The 13,926-nt window shown below is 58.0% G+C and carries 17 protein-coding genes; 7 read left to right on the top strand and 10 right to left on the bottom strand.

Translation table 11 applies throughout. The features are described 5' to 3' along the window. Positions 1 to 5: 5 nt before the first annotated feature. The 3 genes from ACTJKS_RS16360 to ACTJKS_RS16370 are packed head-to-tail and all read right to left on the bottom strand — an operon-like array spanning position 6 to position 2,308. Positions 6 to 563 carry a peptidylprolyl isomerase gene (locus tag ACTJKS_RS16360; protein ID WP_041070262.1) on the bottom strand — a complete coding sequence of 186 codons (558 nt, stop codon included), beginning with the start codon at positions 561 to 563 and terminating at the stop codon, positions 6 to 8. 3 nt (positions 564 to 566) lie between these two features. Continuing rightward, positions 567 to 1,370, bottom strand: a complete 804-nt coding sequence (locus ACTJKS_RS16365; protein ID WP_108181979.1) for an alpha/beta fold hydrolase — start codon at positions 1,368 to 1,370, stop codon at positions 567 to 569. 14 nt (positions 1,371 to 1,384) lie between these two features. Further along, entirely contained in the window at positions 1,385 to 2,308 is a 924-nt protein-coding gene (locus ACTJKS_RS16370) for a LysR family transcriptional regulator (protein ID WP_041070257.1), read from the bottom strand. Between the two features lie 49 nt (positions 2,309 to 2,357). On the opposite strand from ACTJKS_RS16370, the gene ACTJKS_RS16375 reads away from it, so the two are divergent. The 3 genes from ACTJKS_RS16375 (at position 2,358) to ACTJKS_RS16385 (ending at position 4,683) form a co-directional block, all read left to right on the top strand. Then, positions 2,358 to 2,672, top strand: coding sequence for a 3-phosphoglycerate kinase (locus ACTJKS_RS16375; protein ID WP_086791968.1), 315 nt, complete (start codon positions 2,358 to 2,360; stop codon positions 2,670 to 2,672). 228 nt (positions 2,673 to 2,900) lie between these two features. Continuing rightward, entirely contained in the window at positions 2,901 to 3,500 is a 600-nt protein-coding gene (locus ACTJKS_RS16380) for an FMN-dependent NADH-azoreductase (protein WP_262948086.1), read from the top strand. Positions 3,501 to 3,825: 325 nt separating this feature from the next. Further along, the gene (locus ACTJKS_RS16385) at positions 3,826 to 4,683 is read left to right on the top strand and encodes a carboxylate/amino acid/amine transporter (RefSeq protein ID WP_262948085.1); all 858 of its coding nucleotides are present in this window, start codon (positions 3,826 to 3,828) and stop codon (positions 4,681 to 4,683) included. Between the two features lie 86 nt (positions 4,684 to 4,769). Here ACTJKS_RS16385 and ACTJKS_RS16390 read toward each other — a convergent pair whose 3' ends face one another. Next, positions 4,770 to 6,068 (bottom strand): mechanosensitive ion channel family protein, encoded by a 1,299-nt coding sequence (locus ACTJKS_RS16390; RefSeq protein ID WP_262948084.1) that lies wholly within the window; start codon positions 6,066 to 6,068, stop codon positions 4,770 to 4,772. A 191-nt stretch (positions 6,069 to 6,259) separates the two neighbouring features. Between ACTJKS_RS16390 and ACTJKS_RS16395 the strand changes: the two genes are divergently transcribed. Continuing rightward, positions 6,260 to 7,600: a DEAD/DEAH box helicase gene (locus ACTJKS_RS16395; protein WP_041070247.1), complete on the top strand. Its 1,341-nt coding sequence runs from the start codon at positions 6,260 to 6,262 to the stop codon at positions 7,598 to 7,600. A gap of 62 nt (positions 7,601 to 7,662) precedes the next feature. On the opposite strand, the gene ACTJKS_RS16400 is transcribed toward ACTJKS_RS16395, so the two are convergent. From ACTJKS_RS16400 to ACTJKS_RS16410, 3 genes are all read right to left on the bottom strand, one after another. Continuing rightward, positions 7,663 to 8,262 (bottom strand): hypothetical protein, encoded by a 600-nt coding sequence (locus tag ACTJKS_RS16400; protein WP_262948083.1) that lies wholly within the window; start codon positions 8,260 to 8,262, stop codon positions 7,663 to 7,665. A 12-nt stretch (positions 8,263 to 8,274) separates the two neighbouring features. Beyond that, complete coding sequence (locus ACTJKS_RS16405) at positions 8,275 to 8,859, bottom strand: papain-like cysteine protease family protein (protein WP_041070244.1); 585 nt, start codon at positions 8,857 to 8,859, stop codon at positions 8,275 to 8,277. A gap of 264 nt (positions 8,860 to 9,123) precedes the next feature. Then, complete coding sequence (locus tag ACTJKS_RS16410) at positions 9,124 to 9,399, bottom strand: hypothetical protein (RefSeq protein WP_262948082.1); 276 nt, start codon at positions 9,397 to 9,399, stop codon at positions 9,124 to 9,126. A gap of 187 nt (positions 9,400 to 9,586) precedes the next feature. Between ACTJKS_RS16410 and ACTJKS_RS16415 the strand changes: the two genes are divergently transcribed. Next, positions 9,587 to 9,979 (top strand): transcriptional regulator, encoded by a 393-nt coding sequence (locus ACTJKS_RS16415; RefSeq protein ID WP_145593304.1) that lies wholly within the window; start codon positions 9,587 to 9,589, stop codon positions 9,977 to 9,979. A gap of 78 nt (positions 9,980 to 10,057) precedes the next feature. Here the strand turns inward: ACTJKS_RS16415 and ACTJKS_RS16420 are convergent, their stop codons facing one another. The 3 genes from ACTJKS_RS16420 to ACTJKS_RS16430 form a co-directional block, all read right to left on the bottom strand. Continuing rightward, complete coding sequence (locus ACTJKS_RS16420; RefSeq protein ID WP_262948081.1) at positions 10,058 to 10,927, bottom strand: DUF6279 family lipoprotein; 870 nt, start codon at positions 10,925 to 10,927, stop codon at positions 10,058 to 10,060. Positions 10,928 to 10,998: 71 nt separating this feature from the next. After that, positions 10,999 to 11,718, bottom strand: a complete 720-nt coding sequence (locus ACTJKS_RS16425) for a TorF family putative porin (RefSeq protein WP_262948080.1) — start codon at positions 11,716 to 11,718, stop codon at positions 10,999 to 11,001. 206 nt (positions 11,719 to 11,924) lie between these two features. Beyond that, the gene (locus ACTJKS_RS16430; protein ID WP_016985943.1) at positions 11,925 to 12,113 is read right to left on the bottom strand and encodes a hypothetical protein; all 189 of its coding nucleotides are present in this window, start codon (positions 12,111 to 12,113) and stop codon (positions 11,925 to 11,927) included. Between the two features lie 350 nt (positions 12,114 to 12,463). On the opposite strand from ACTJKS_RS16430, the gene ACTJKS_RS16435 reads away from it, so the two are divergent. Further along, the gene (locus ACTJKS_RS16435; RefSeq protein ID WP_262948079.1) at positions 12,464 to 13,300 is read left to right on the top strand and encodes a CvfB family protein; all 837 of its coding nucleotides are present in this window, start codon (positions 12,464 to 12,466) and stop codon (positions 13,298 to 13,300) included. Positions 13,301 to 13,402: 102 nt separating this feature from the next. After that, positions 13,403 to 13,807, top strand: a complete 405-nt coding sequence (locus ACTJKS_RS16440) for a DUF2177 family protein (protein WP_108181988.1) — start codon at positions 13,403 to 13,405, stop codon at positions 13,805 to 13,807. The last annotated feature ends 119 nt before the right edge of the window (positions 13,808 to 13,926 follow it).

The following is a 13,926-nucleotide window of genomic DNA, read 5'->3' on the forward strand; positions in this document are numbered from 1 at the left end:
ACAGCTTAGTCGATGACTTTGGCCGACTTGATGATCACAGGGTCGGAAGGCACGTTTTGCATGCCCTGTTTGGTGGTGGTTGGCGAGTTGACGATGATGTCGACCACGTCCATGCCTTTGACCACTTTGCCGAATACGGCGTAGCCATCACCCTGGTCGAGGAAGTCGTTGTCCTTGACGTTGATGAAGAACTGGCTGGTCGCCGAATCGGGTACGGAGGTGCGCGCCATGGACAAGGTGCCGCGAACGTTGGCCAGACCGTTTTTGTGTTCGTTCTTGATCGGCGCCTTGGTTTCTTTCTGCTGCATCTGTGGCGTGAAACCGCCGCCCTGAGCCATGAAGCCCGGGATCACGCGGTGGAAAATGGTGTTGGTGTAAAAGCCGCTGTTGACGTAATCCAGAAAGTTTTTGGTACTGATCGGCGCCTTGACCGGGTCCAGTTCGATTTCGATCTGGCCGTTGGTGGTGTCCAGCAGCACGTGCGGCGCTTTGGCCGGGGTGGCAGCCATCAGGTTGGCAGCGAACAGCACGGTGCCGGCGGCGAGGGCGAGTTTTTTCAGCATGGGTCAGTGATCCTGAGATTGAATGTCGGCTGCGGCGAGAAACTCCAGCAGCGTTTGATTGAAGCGGTCGGGTTGATCAAGCGGGGTGGCGTGGCGCGAATCGGCGATGACCACCAGCCGCGCATCGGGCAGCAGTTTTACATAGGTTTCTTTCAGCGCCACCGGTGTGTAGTCACGGTCGGCAGTGACGATGAGGGTTGGACAGGTCACCCGGGAAAGTCGTTCCTGAACGCCCCAGCCAACAATCGCATCGAAGCTGGCGAGATAAGCACGTTTGTCGTTTTTTGCCCAGCGTTCGGACATTTTCTGCCGCAAATCAGCCTGTTCCGGTTTCGGAAAAAGTTTGCCGCCCAGCGCCTTGCCGATGGTTGCCAGGCTTAGCACACGCATCAGGCTCCAGCGTTTGAACCACTGCCAGTAATCGTCGCGGCTGCGGAGTTTGACTTCGGGGGCGCTGTTGACGATGGTCAGGCTTTTGAGTCTTTGCGGCTGATCGACGCCAAACTGAAAGCCGATCATCCCGCCCATCGACAGGCCGACGTAATGCACCGGACCGAGGTGCAAGTGGTCGAGCAACGCCAGCAGGTCAGCGCTGAAACCGGCGATGCTGTAGCGCTCGCGGGGTTTGTCCGAGCGACCGTGACCGCGTATGTCCGGGACGATCACCCGGTAATGCGCCGACAGTGCCGGAATCTGCATTTCCCAGTCCAGGGTGCTTGAGCCGAGCCCGTGAACCAGCAGCAACGGCGTACCGTGGCCATATTCCTCGTAGTGCAGGCTGCAACCTTCGTGCTCGAAATACGCCATCGGTGAACTCCGTGTCAGGCTTGTTCGGGGGCAGCGAACGGTGCGTCCAGCGGCAAGGTGTCGAAGGTACGCAGCAGTTCGATGAGGATTTGTGTCGCCGGGCCCAGCGGTTTGTCCTTGTTCGAGTAGAGATAGAAACTCGGGTTGCGGCTGCCGCCCTGAACCAACGGTAGCAGCTTGAGCGTGCCTTCCTTCAATTCACGTTCGATCATGTGTCGGGGCAACCAGGCGAAACCCAGGCCGCTGCTGACGAACGTAGCGGCAGTGGCAAGGCTGCCGACCGTCCAGCGCTGTTCGGCACCCAGCCAGCCGACGTCGCGTGGCTGCTGGCGCCCGGAGTCGCGAATCACCACCTGCATCTGGGTTTCCAGATCCTGGAAGCTCAGTTCGCGATTGAGCCGATGCAAGGCGTGGTCCGGGTGGGCGACGGCAACAAACTCGACATCGCTCAATTCCGCACCGAGGTAGCCGGGAATGCTCAGACCGGTGATCGCCAGATCGGCCACGCCTTCCAGCAGCACTTCTTCGACCCCCGACAACACCTCCTCGCGCAGCCGCACGCGGCAGCCACGACTTTGCGGCATGAACGCGGTCAGCGCCCGGACGATACGTGCGCTCGGGTAGGCCGCATCGACCACCAGCCGCACCTCGGCCTCCCAACCTTGCTCCATGTGGTGGGCAAGGTCTTCCAGTTGGCTGGCCTGTTTCACCAGTTGCCGCGAGCGGCGCAACAATACGCCACCGGCTTCGGTGAGCACCGCCTTACGCCCGTCAATGCGCAGCAAGGGCACGCCGAGCTGGTCCTGCATGCGGGCGACGGTGTAACTCACCGACGATTGCGAACGGTGCAGTGCCTCGGCGGCTTGGGCGAAGCCGCCGTGATCGACCACGGCCTGCAATGTTCGCCATTGATCAAGGGTCACGCGGGGCGCTTTCATCAATAGCTCCTCTTGTCCTAAGCTGGCCGTCCCTCATGGAGACTGGCGAATGAAAAAATTCTGTTGTGTGGTGCTCGCGTTGCTGCCGCTGACTGCGTTTGCTTACCCGATCGATGTGCAGAAAAATCTCAATGGCTTGAAGATCGACTACGAAACCTATGACACCGACAAGGACATCGGCTCCATAAAAGTGGTCAACTTCGGTGATGTCGATGCCGTCTGCAAAGCCGTTTTCAACAATGGCCCGGAAGCGCCACGTACGCGCAACATCGAAGTCCCGGCCCGCAAGCATACGAACGCCACGGCCAAGTTCTCTCGCGAGATCATCAGGCTGCGCATTGAACTGAGTTGCAGCCCGAAATAACGGCGATCCCTGTGGGAGCGAGCCTACTCGCGAAGGCGTAGTGTCAGTCGACACCTTCTCTGGCTGACCCGCCGCCTTCGCGAGCAGGCTCGCTCCCACAGGGTACAAACTGCATCTAAACGAATTATTCGATGCTTTGCAGCAATTATTTGCGCTTTTTCATCGATACAACCCTGTTTAACCTTCACTCCATCGACCTACAACATTCTCGGATGGAGACTACACACCATGTCCCGCGTTCTGATCATCGAAAGCAGCGCCCGCCAGCAAGACTCGGTTTCCCGTCAACTGACCCAGACCTTCATCGGTCAGTGGAAAGCGGCGCACCCCAACGATCAGATCACCGTGCGTGACCTCGCCGTGAACCCTGTACCCCACCTGGACGCCAACCTGCTGGGTGGCTGGATGAAGTCTGCCGAACAGCGCAACGCCGACGAACAAACGTCGCTGGATCGCTCCAACGAATTGACCGAAGAGTTGCTGGCCGCCGACGTATTGGTGATGGCAGCGCCGATGTACAACTTCGCGATCCCGAGCACTCTGAAAGCCTGGCTCGACCACGTGCTGCGTGCCGGTGTGACCTTCAAGTACACCGAAACCGGCCCGCAAGGCCTGCTCAGCGGCAAACGTGCCTACGTGCTCACCGCTCGCGGCGGGATCTACGCCGGCGGCCCGGCCGACCATCAGGAACCGTACCTGCGCCAGGTCATGGGTTTCATCGGCATCCACGACGTGACCTTCATTCACGCCGAAGGCATGAACCTGGGCGGCGACTTCCAGGAGAAGGGCTTGAATCAGGCCAACGCCAAACTGTCCCAGGTCGCTTGATGGGTTAATCGCCAGATAATCGCCGCTTGTTTAAGTGACCTGGCGCAACCCCTTCAAGGCTCTACGCGCATCGAACCTCCCTTTGCACTTGTTGCTCCTGAGTGCTGTAGCCCGATTGAACGCTTTAGCGAGATCGGGCTTTTTTTTGCCTGGGATTTCTCTGATTCACTGCTCTCCCTGTAGGAGCTGCCGCAGGCTGCGATCTTTTGATGTTGTTTTTTACAATCAAAAGATCGCAGCCTGCGGCAGCTCCTACAGGGGATTTTGTGTTGGTTGCGGAATGTAAAACCGGCTATCGTCGCCGCCATTCGAAACAGAGGCGACCATGGGCTATCTACTTTTTGTCACGCTGATCCAGGCGTTTTCCTTCAGTCTGATCGGCGAATACCTCGCCGGGCACGTCGACAGCTACTTCGCGGTACTGGTGCGTGTGGTGCTGGCCGGGCTGGTGTTCATTCCGTTGACCCGCTGGCGTTCGGTGGAACCTTCGTTCATGCGCGGCATGCTGCTGATCGGCGCGTTGCAGTTCGGCATCACCTACGTTTGCCTGTACCTGAGCTTCCGCGTGCTGACGGTGCCGGAGGTGCTGCTGTTCACCATCCTCACACCGTTGCATGTGACGTTGATCGAAGATGCGTTGAACCGACGCTTCAATCCATGGGCGCTGGTCGCTGCATTGGTAGCGGTGGGCGGTGCGGCAGTGATTCGTTTTGATCGGATCAACTCGGATTTCTTCATGGGTTTCCTGTTGCTGCAACTGGCCAACTTCACCTACGCCGCCGGCCAGGTGCTGTACAAGCATCTGGTGGCGAAACACCCGAGCGACCTGCCGCATTACCGGCGTTTCGGCTTCTTCTACCTCGGCGCACTGGCGGTGGTGTTGCCGGCGTTTCTGCTGTTCGGCAAAGCCAACTTCCTGCCCGAAGCACCGCTGCAGTGGGGTGTGTTGCTGTTTCTCGGCCTGGTCTCCACCGCGCTGGGCATGTACTGGTGGAACAAGGGCGCGTGCATGGTCAACGGTGGCACGCTGGCGGTGATGAACAATTTGCATGTGCCGGTGGGGCTGCTGCTGAATCTGCTGATCTGGAATCAGCACGAAGAGCTGGGGCGATTGTTGCTCGGCGGCAGCGTCATCCTCGCCGCAGTATGGATCAGCCGCCTCGGTATCCGCCGCACCGCATAACTGAATGTAGGAGCTGCCGCAGGCTGCGATCTTTTGATTTTAAAGATCAAAGNCAGCCTGCGGCAGCTCCTACATTGGGGATGGTGTTACATGAGATGTTTTTGCGGTTCCGGAATATGCGCCGAACCCAGCACCGCCGGCAATAACCCCGAACGCAAATCCCCGCCACTCGGCTGCTGATACAGGCTCAAGCCAAACTCCGGTAGCACCGCCAGCAGATAATCGAAAATATCCCCCTGAATCCGCTCGTAATCGGCCCACACTGTGGTAGTCGTGAAGCAGTAGATTTCCAGCGGAATGCCCTGCGCCGTGGTCTGCATCTGGCGCACCATGCAGGTCATGTTCGGCTGGATCTCGGGATGGCTTTTCAGGTAGGCCAGTGCATAAGCGCGGAAGGTGCCGATGTTGGTCATGCGCCGACGGTTGGCCGCCATTGCCGCTACATTACCCTGCGCCTCGTTCCACGCTTTGAGTTCGGCTTTCTTGCGGCCCATGTAGGCGGTCAGCAGGTGCACCTGGGAGAGCTTTTCTTCTTCATCGTCGCGGATGAAGCGCACGCCGCTGGCGTCGATGAACAGGCTGCGCTTGATCCGTCGTCCACCGGACTGCTGCATGCCGCGCCAGTTGCGGAACGATTCGGACATCAGGCGCCAGGTCGGGATCGAGACGATGGTCTTGTCGAAATTCTGCACCTTGACCGTGTGCAAGGTAATGTCGACCACGTCGCCATCGGCGCCGACTTGCGGCATTTCGATCCAGTCGCCGACCCGCAGCATGTCGTTGCTGGTCAGCTGTACGCTGGCGACGAACGACAGCAGGGTGTCCTTGTAGACCAACAGAATCACCGCCGACATCGCACCCAGACCGGACAGCAGCAACAACGGCGAACGGTCGATCAGGGTGGCGACGATGATGATCGCGCCAAACACGTACAAGACCATTTTCGCCAGTTGCACATAGCCCTTGATCGAGCGGGTGCGCGCGTGTTCGGTGCGCGCATAGATGTCCAGCAACGCATTGAGCAGGGCGCTGACCGACAGCAGCAGGAACAGGATGGTGAAGGACAGCGCCACGTTGCCGAGGAAGGTCATCGCGGTTTTGCTCAGTTCCGGCACCAGGTGCAGACCGAACTGGATTACCAGCGATGGCGTCATCTGCGCCAGACGCTGAAACACCTTGTTGTGGCGAAAGTCGTTGATCCAGTGCAGCGCCGGCTGGCGCCCGAGCATGCGGCTGGCGTGCAGGATCAGATAGCGCGCCACTCGTCCGAGGATCAGCGCGATCACCAATAGCAGCATCAGCGCCAGGCCGGATTGCAGGAACGGGTGCTTTTCGAGGGCACCCCAGAGGTCTTGGGCGTTGAGCCAGAGCTGTTTGAAATCCATGTGAGCAACGATTCTTCTGTAAGACGCGATGGGCGATTAGAGCATTTAAGACGCTGTGTATTACCGTTGGAGACAAATCGAGCAACAAAAAAGCCACTGATTACGCCCGTTTGTATAAAGAAACTCGGCCTGAGCGCTCGAAACCGGTAACCTATGCAGCTGTTTTTTTGCATATCTTCGAGGTAGCACCCGTGTTTTCCCAATTCGCCCTGCACGAACGCCTGCTCAAAGCCGTGGCCGAGCTGAAATTTGTCGAGCCAACGCCTGTGCAAGCAGCGGCCATTCCGCTGGCGCTCCAGGGGCGTGACCTGCGGGTGACGGCGCAAACCGGTAGCGGCAAGACCGCCGCTTTTGTCCTGCCGATCCTCAACCGCCTGATCGGCCCGGCGAAGATTCGCGTCAGCATCAAGACCCTGATCCTGCTGCCGACCCGCGAACTGGCCCAGCAGACCCTGAAAGAAGTTGAACGCTTCTCGCAGTTCACCTTCATCAAGTCCGGCCTGATCACCGGCGGTGAAGACTTCAAGGTGCAAGCGGCGATGCTGCGCAAGGTGCCGGACATCCTGATCGGTACCCCGGGCCGGATGATCGAGCAACTCAACGCCGGCAACCTCGACCTCAAAGAAGTCGAAGTGCTGGTGCTCGACGAAGCCGACCGCATGCTCGACATGGGCTTCGCCGAAGACGTACAGCGTCTGGTCGACGAATGCCCTAACCGTCAGCAGACCATGCTGTTCTCCGCCACCACCGGCGGTTCCGGCCTGCGCGAGATGATCGCCAAGGTGCTGAACAACCCTGAGCACCTGCAGCTCAACGCGGTCAGCCAACTGAACTCGACCACCCGTCAGCAGATCATCACAGCCGATCACAACCAGCACAAAGAACAGATCGTCAACTGGCTGCTGGCCAACGAGACCTACCAGAAGGCCATCGTCTTCACCAACACCCGGGCCATGGCCGACCGCATCTACGGCCGCCTCGTGGCTCAGGAATACAAAGCGTTCGTGCTGCACGGCGAGAAAGACCAGAAGGATCGCAAACTGGCGATCGACCGTCTGAAGCAGGGCGGCGTGAAGATTCTGGTCGCTACCGACGTCGCGGCCCGTGGTCTGGACGTTGATGGCCTGGATCTGGTGATCAACTTCGACATGCCACGCAGCGGCGACGAATACGTGCACCGCATCGGTCGTACCGGCCGCGCAGGCAACGACGGTCTGGCGATCTCGCTGATCTGCCACGGTGACTGGAACCTGATGTCGAGCATCGAGCGCTACCTGAAGCAGAGCTTCGAGCGCCGCACCATCAAGGAAGTCAAAGGCACCTACGGTGGGCCGAAAAAGGTCAAGGCCTCGGGCAAAGCCGTCGGCGTGAAGAAGAAAAAGACCGACGCCAAGGGCGACAAGAAGAAAACCGCCGCCAAGACCCCGACCAAGCGCAAGAGCGCCAATCGGCCGAAGCCGGATTCGCTGGTGAGCAGCGACGGCATGGCCCCGCTCAAGCGCCGCAAGCCGGCCGAGCCTGCGGCTGAATAAGTCGCCACAAATGGCCAATAAAAAACCCGGACAGTGTCCGGGTTTTTTATGCGCAGGGTCTGTCAGTTCCCCAACTGTCCGCTGGTGTCCGCGTCAAAGCGCTGTCTGGCGCGATCTGCCGCCGGTTTGAGCAGCGCGAGCAGCGCGGCTTCGCTGTACAGCCGCGAGTCGCCCAGCTCTTTTGGCGTCGGCTCAATCGGGATCAGCACATCCTCACCGTCCGCATGCAGCCAGATCGCCACGACGTGCAGCGCCGAGACAAACAGCACGCGCAGTTCAACGCTTTTGCCTTGCAATTGCGGCGCCTGTTCCGCCAGTTTCAACGCGCCCACGGTGTCGGCGGCCCGGGTGCCGTGGTTCAGCGAAGCGAACTCGACATGGCCACGCACCTCGGCCAGTTGCGCATCGGCAATGCTGACGCCGTCGGCAAACACCAGGTAATGCCAGTCACCGATGCGTGCGTCTTTCAAACCCTTGCCCTGGCTCAGATCGTCGAGTGTCAGCGAGTAGCCACGATAGGCTTCGCTGAGGCTGACTTTGGCCGGTGTCGCGTTGGCGAACTGGCGGTTGATGCCGAAGCCCTGGTTTTGCAGCGCGGCTTGCAGCACCGGACGCAACGTCTGTACGCCGTTGGAAGGCGCCTTTGGATAAGTCAGTTGCATGATGTTGCCCTCCTAGTTTTTTGCGGTGAAGTAAGTGTGAGTCCAGTTGCCGCCGCCGTTGTACGAACCCGGGAATGAGTTCAGCGCGCGGGTCGAATAACCGTAGATCGAGTCGGCAACCAGCACATAGTTGCCGTTGGTGCCGTAGATCGCCAGGAAGTGCGCACCGCCACCGTACCAGGCACAGCGCAGGCCGACCGGGCGGCCCATGTTGATCTGGTTCTGAATGGCCGACATCTGCAGCGAACCCTGATTCATCCCGTTATAGCTGCGGGTGGTCTGCAGGGCCGAATCCAGATAGCCGTAGACGTTGCACGGCCCCGGCTGGCTGCAGCAGTTGCGGTCCAGTTGGGTGCTGGCGACGCCGCACTGGGTCCAGTTTCCAGTGCCGTAATAATTGCCGACCGAAGCGGAAACAGCGGCCCAGCACCAGTTGGTCTGAGTCTGTTTCTGCATGCTGAAGTTGAGACTGGCAGCGGCCAGTGCGGCGGTTTGTGCAGTGGCTTGAACCTCGACCAGTTGCGGGTCGAGCAGATGGCCGACAAGGCACCTTGGCAGGCTCTCGCCGGTGAATGATGTGGCTTGAGTGGTTAACATTTTTTCAGTCCTCCATGAATGAAAACAAGCGTCCAGCTTGTGGTGGTGTTGCGGTATTGCCGAGCGATCGGTGGTTAACGGTTTTCATCTGCGATGAACGGTGCCGATCTCCTTGCTCGAGGTAACCTTAGTCTGTATATGCGTTTGTGCAATAAAATAAATGCACAAATGCATTTTTAAGATCAAAAGATCGCAGCCTTCGGCAGCTTCTACAGGGTCTGGTGTAGGAGCTGCCGAAGGCTGCGATCTTTTGATCTTGTGCTTTTAGCTTTCGGTTTTTTTCTCAGCCGAGTCCAGTTCCTTCAACCGCTGATCAATCAACTGGCACTTGTCCGGCAAATCTGCACTGGCCGTGCCCAAGTCCATCTTCTGCAACTCGGCATTGATTTCCTTGGCCTTGGCCGGATTCTGTTCGGTGAGCTTGGCCACTTCCTTGGCCAGTTGTTCACGTTTGGCGGTGGCTTCTTCTGGGGTACAGGCCCAGACCGGCAGGGCGCAGGCGAGGGTGGCGGCGAGGGTGAGTTTGAGCAGGGTTTTCATGGGGCAGGCCTCCGTTCCGGTTAAGGCGGGTTATTGGGTGGAGGCCTGGATGCGACGAAAAGTTCAGAGTTGTCGCAAACAGCATGTCGGTCGCTCGCTGCGGAAAATGCAGCTGAACGGCTGCGGTGTGTCCGGGTCACAACCTATGACAGTGCCCCAAATCACGCGCACCGGAGGTTGAATCAGGATGACGACTTATAACTGGGATTTGATTGAACGCTTGCTGCATGAAGTGCAGAACAGTGCAGGCGAAAGTTTCGCGCCGCGAAAATATGCCGAGGACTACGCAGCAGAGAAAGCCAGTGCGGGCGAGCCGATCGAGAATCTGGATCACCTGAAAACGGTGGCCTGCGAGTACGAGAAGTTACTGCTGGACCGTGGGTTCATCGAACCGCGTCCGGATCATGAGGGCAGCACCGGTAACAATTTCATACTGACCCCGCGGGGTTCCAGCTTGTTGAGCCTGATCGACAGCAGCATTCCCGGCAATGATCATCCGCGGCAAGTGCTGGATGAGCAGGTGGATGCGCTGGATGAGGCGACGTTTGATGAGGTGGCTTCTAAAGCGCAAATTGCCTGAAAACAAAAGATCGCAGCCTTCGGCAGCTCCTACACATAACCCTGTAGGAGCTGCCGAAGGCTGCGATCTTTTGATCTTCTATTCCTGCTTTACTGCTTTCAGACACTTCAAATCATTGAAGTCCTTACGCACACCCTCGATCTTCTTCAACAACCGCTGACGCTGCTGCGGCGTACTCTCGGCCATCAGATCCACCGCCAGCGAACGCGCCTGCGCTTCGGTGTTGGCGTAGGCTTTTTGGTAATCCGCTGTCCATAAACGCTCGCGATTGACCAGAAGTGTCTCGATCCGTTGTGGGAATTCGGCACTTTTACGCTGGGCAACGGCGTTACTGAACTGCTGCTGCCAATGTGCGCGGTTGGCGATCCATTGGGTATTCTGATCGCCCAGGGCGGTCGACCAAGCCATTACCCGTTGTTCCTGAGTCACGCTCAACGGACCCAGCCAGTCGGTCAGGCGCTTGTCCATGCGTGCGCCGCGTTCGGCAATCTGTTGCGCCAGCGGCGGTTTAACGTATTCCTTTTCACGTTTGCGCAGATCCTTGGCGAACGCGTCGTTCATTTCCGCCACTTGTTTGTCGTCCAGCCCTTGCAGTAACTCGATGGCCGACGGTGTGATCTGCCGTGCGGTTTCGGCAATGGCTTTTTTCGCTTCCTCGGTTCGTGCTTGCAGTGCAGCGTCGGTCACTTGATTGCTTTCGACCATTGCCTGCAAACGGTCCAGCCAGTCGAGGTAGCCCGGCAATTGCGTGGTGCAGTGCCAGTTCAGGTGCTCCTTGAGGCGTTCGTTGAACCAGTCTTTTTGCTCGCCGTTCATGTCCAGGTAGTCGCCGAGCGTCCACGGGATGATCACGTCGAGGTTGCGGTAGGCCAGGCCGACACGGCTGCAGGCGCCGAGGGCAAGGGTGAAGATCAGCAGGGTGGCGAGGTGTTTGAACCAGCGAGACATGAGCGAATCCTTGCGAGAGCCTGACGTCTGATTCTCATGTGAACGCAGGAAGCTCCCGGCAGTTCAGCCCATCAATAGAATGCGCGCTCGGCCTTGAGCGTCACCAGTCCGTCGCACTGACTGTTGTGCCCGGAATACGCCGAGCAATCGCTGCCACTGAGGTTGGAATTGCTGTAGATCAGGTCGAGATCGACGCCCATGAACGGCCGGGAAAATTTCACTGACCAATCGGTAAAACTGCTGACATAACCACCGTCCACTGACACCGGCGTGTTCAATTGATGGGTGGTGTATTTCATGCTGATCCCGATGCCGAACGGCTGATTGCCACCCAGATCGGCGAACAGCGTGTTGTTCTGTTTGTCCGGGTCGTTGCTGACGGCTATACCGAAACGGCTGCCGAGCAGGGTCAGGCCGCCGAACAGCTCCTGGCTATCGAGGGTATCGACCTTGGGATAGCTGTAGTGGATCATCCCGACTTCGTAGCCGAGGGTCTGATCGAAAGGTTGTTTGAAGCCGACGTAGGAGTCGATTTCCAGGTTCTTGCCCGGGGTCAGGCCCATGCTCGGCGCGTATTGGCCGACATACAGGCCGCTGTCGTGGCTCAGATCGAGGCCGCCGTGGAACGAGCCGACGGCTGCCGGCTTGACCAGACCTTGGGCCATGCTGCGGCTGGGCGTGGTGCCGAGTTTGAGGTCGAAGTCGCCGAGCTCGCGCTGGAAAATCTGCGCGTGCGCCGATGACCAGGCCAGTAGGCCCACAAGCAATAAACAGGAATTTGATTTGAGCATGCGTCACTCCATGAACAGCGAGTGCAGGGCTGAGCCTGCTGAAACGCTTGATCCAGACGCGTGCAAGGATACCGGCGAATGCTCGGCAATGATGGCCGTTCGTCGATTTTCAAAAGATTGATTAAACAGAAGTGAGGGTGTTGCGCGGGTGCCTGTCCAGACGCTTCGAAGCTCAAAGCGTCTCAGGACGGGTGTTTTACCGGGTGTTACTTCTTGCCCAGGCTGATCTGCTTGGACGGGCCGAACGTCTGGCCGCTGACGCCTTTGGCAATTTGCTGGATTTCGCCGCCGGACTTGAGGAACGCTGCGATTTGATCATTGATCGATTCGCTGGTTTCGACGGCTGGAGCTGGCTTTGCTTTGCTGGTGGATGCTTTTACACGCATGGCGGCCATTAACCTGTAGAAAAGTAACTCGGCCAGGCATCGTACAGGAATAACTTGACAATTGCTTGATAAATATCCCCGGGAATAACTGAGTGTGCGGGTGGATTATTCTCGCTTAATTATTCGAAATATCCGCCTAAGCCACTGTTTTAAATAACAACATTTATTGCTCGTTACTGAAAATGTAAGCCGTGAAACGCTGCGTCAGGTGCCGCACTGGCCTGACGAATGGCGAGTCGCTTGCGCCAAACCAAGGAAAATCAAGGTGCCCAGAGGATTTTCTTCGCCCGGCTGCTCGCTCGGCGAACGAGACCGGCAAAACCGGGTAGAATGCCGCCACGCAATGAGGGTTTTGGAAAATGGCTTTAGTCGGGCGTTACAACAGTTTGCAAGTGGTTAAACACACTAACTTCGGTTTATATCTGGACGGCGGTGCCGACGGCGAAATTCTTTTGCCCAACCGTTATATCCCTAAAGATATTCCCAGCGAAGATGAAGACTGGCTCAATGTATTTATTTATCTGGACAGCGAAGACAAACTTCTCGCTACCACTGAAAAACCAAAAGTTCAGGTCGGCGAATTTGCCAGTCTGAAAGTGGTTGAAGTCAACAGCATTGGCGTGTTTCTCGATTGGGGCCTGCCAAAAGATCTGTTGCTGCCGTATTCCGAAGAAAAGCGGCAGATGACCGCTGGCGAGTACTGCGTGGTGCACGTCTATCTCGATAAACACACGCGCCGCATCACCGCGACCGCGCGTCTGGATCGCTACCTCGACAAGACAGCGGCCAACTACAGCGCCGGTCAGGAAGTTGATCTGCTGGTGGCTGAAGCCACCGACATGGGCTTCAAGGCGATCATCAACAACAAGCATTGGGGCTTGATCCACAAGAATGAAATCTTCAAGTTCATGCGCTCCGGCATGCGCGAGAAGGGTTTCATCAAGGAAGTGCGCGCCGACGGCAAGATTAGCCTCAGCCTGCAACCGGTAGGTCAGGAAGCAGCGAGCAGCCTCAGCTCGAAAATCCTCGCCAAGTTGCGCGAAAACAACGGCACGCTGGCCGTCAGCGACAAGAGCGATCCGGCGCTGATCAGCAGTCTGTTCGGCGTCAGCAAGGGTAACTTCAAGAAGGCCATCGGTTCGCTGTACAAGGAAGGCAAGATCGTCATTCATGCTGATCGCGTTGAACTAACCTGAGTGACCGTCGGCCCCATGTAGAAGCTGCCGCAGGCTGCGATCTTTCGATCTTCAAAGGCAAAAGATCGCAGCCTGCGGCAGCTCCTACATGAGGGTTTGCAGATGAAGAAAGCGTTGATTGCCTATGGCGCCACACTGCTGGCGTTTCTGTTGCTCGACGGTATCTGGCTCGGCGTATTGATGGCGCCCACCTACCGCGAGCTGCTCGGTTCGCTGATGCTCGAAAAACCGCTGCTGGTTCCGGCAGCGGTTTTTTATTGCCTGTACGTTGTTGGTTGCGTGCAGTTTGTGGTGTTGCCGGCGCTGAACTGGCAACGGGCGGCACGAATGGGCGCGTTGTTGGGGCTGGTGGCGTATGGCACGTATGACCTGACCAATTGGGCAACGTTGCGTGGGTGGTCGGTTCAGGTGAGTTTGATGGATTGGGCGTGGGGGACGTTTGCCACGGCTGTTGCCTGCTCGGTTGGTTTATTGGTGACGAAACGACTACTGAGTTCAGCTCCCTGATCTGCGTTGATCGAACTGACGTCATCGCTGGCAAGCCAGACTCCCACAGCGTTTTGTGGCGAACCAAGAATCAGTGAGCAACCCGGTCATTGTGGGAGCTGGCTTGCCAGCGAATGGCG

The sequence above is a fragment of the Pseudomonas sp. 22189 genome, from assembly GCF_052045635.1.
Classification (GTDB): domain Bacteria; phylum Pseudomonadota; class Gammaproteobacteria; order Pseudomonadales; family Pseudomonadaceae; genus Aquipseudomonas; species Aquipseudomonas parakoreensis.

Excerpts from the sequence above, each read along its gene's own strand:
- ACTJKS_RS16360 (WP_041070262.1), bottom strand. The coding sequence starts at position 563 with ATGCTGAAAAAACTCGCCCTCGCCGCCGGCACCGTGCTGTTCGCTGCC.
- ACTJKS_RS16365 (WP_108181979.1), bottom strand. The coding sequence starts at position 1,370 with ATGGCGTATTTCGAGCACGAAGGTTGCAGCCTGCACTACGAGGAATAT.
- ACTJKS_RS16370 (WP_041070257.1), bottom strand. The coding sequence starts at position 2,308 with ATGAAAGCGCCCCGCGTGACCCTTGATCAATGGCGAACATTGCAGGCC.
- ACTJKS_RS16375 (WP_086791968.1), top strand. The coding sequence starts at position 2,358 with ATGAAAAAATTCTGTTGTGTGGTGCTCGCGTTGCTGCCGCTGACTGCG.
- ACTJKS_RS16380 (WP_262948086.1), top strand. The coding sequence starts at position 2,901 with ATGTCCCGCGTTCTGATCATCGAAAGCAGCGCCCGCCAGCAAGACTCG.
- ACTJKS_RS16385 (WP_262948085.1), top strand. The coding sequence starts at position 3,826 with ATGGGCTATCTACTTTTTGTCACGCTGATCCAGGCGTTTTCCTTCAGT.
- ACTJKS_RS16390 (WP_262948084.1), bottom strand. The coding sequence starts at position 6,068 with ATGGATTTCAAACAGCTCTGGCTCAACGCCCAAGACCTCTGGGGTGCC.
- ACTJKS_RS16400 (WP_262948083.1), bottom strand. The coding sequence starts at position 8,262 with ATGCAACTGACTTATCCAAAGGCGCCTTCCAACGGCGTACAGACGTTG.
- ACTJKS_RS16405 (WP_041070244.1), bottom strand. The coding sequence starts at position 8,859 with ATGTTAACCACTCAAGCCACATCATTCACCGGCGAGAGCCTGCCAAGG.
- ACTJKS_RS16410 (WP_262948082.1), bottom strand. The coding sequence starts at position 9,399 with ATGAAAACCCTGCTCAAACTCACCCTCGCCGCCACCCTCGCCTGCGCC.
- ACTJKS_RS16415 (WP_145593304.1), top strand. The coding sequence starts at position 9,587 with ATGACGACTTATAACTGGGATTTGATTGAACGCTTGCTGCATGAAGTG.
- ACTJKS_RS16420 (WP_262948081.1), bottom strand. The coding sequence starts at position 10,927 with ATGTCTCGCTGGTTCAAACACCTCGCCACCCTGCTGATCTTCACCCTT.
- ACTJKS_RS16425 (WP_262948080.1), bottom strand. The coding sequence starts at position 11,718 with ATGCTCAAATCAAATTCCTGTTTATTGCTTGTGGGCCTACTGGCCTGG.
- ACTJKS_RS16430 (WP_016985943.1), bottom strand. The coding sequence starts at position 12,113 with ATGGCCGCCATGCGTGTAAAAGCATCCACCAGCAAAGCAAAGCCAGCT.
- ACTJKS_RS16435 (WP_262948079.1), top strand. The coding sequence starts at position 12,464 with ATGGCTTTAGTCGGGCGTTACAACAGTTTGCAAGTGGTTAAACACACT.
- ACTJKS_RS16440 (WP_108181988.1), top strand. The coding sequence starts at position 13,403 with ATGAAGAAAGCGTTGATTGCCTATGGCGCCACACTGCTGGCGTTTCTG.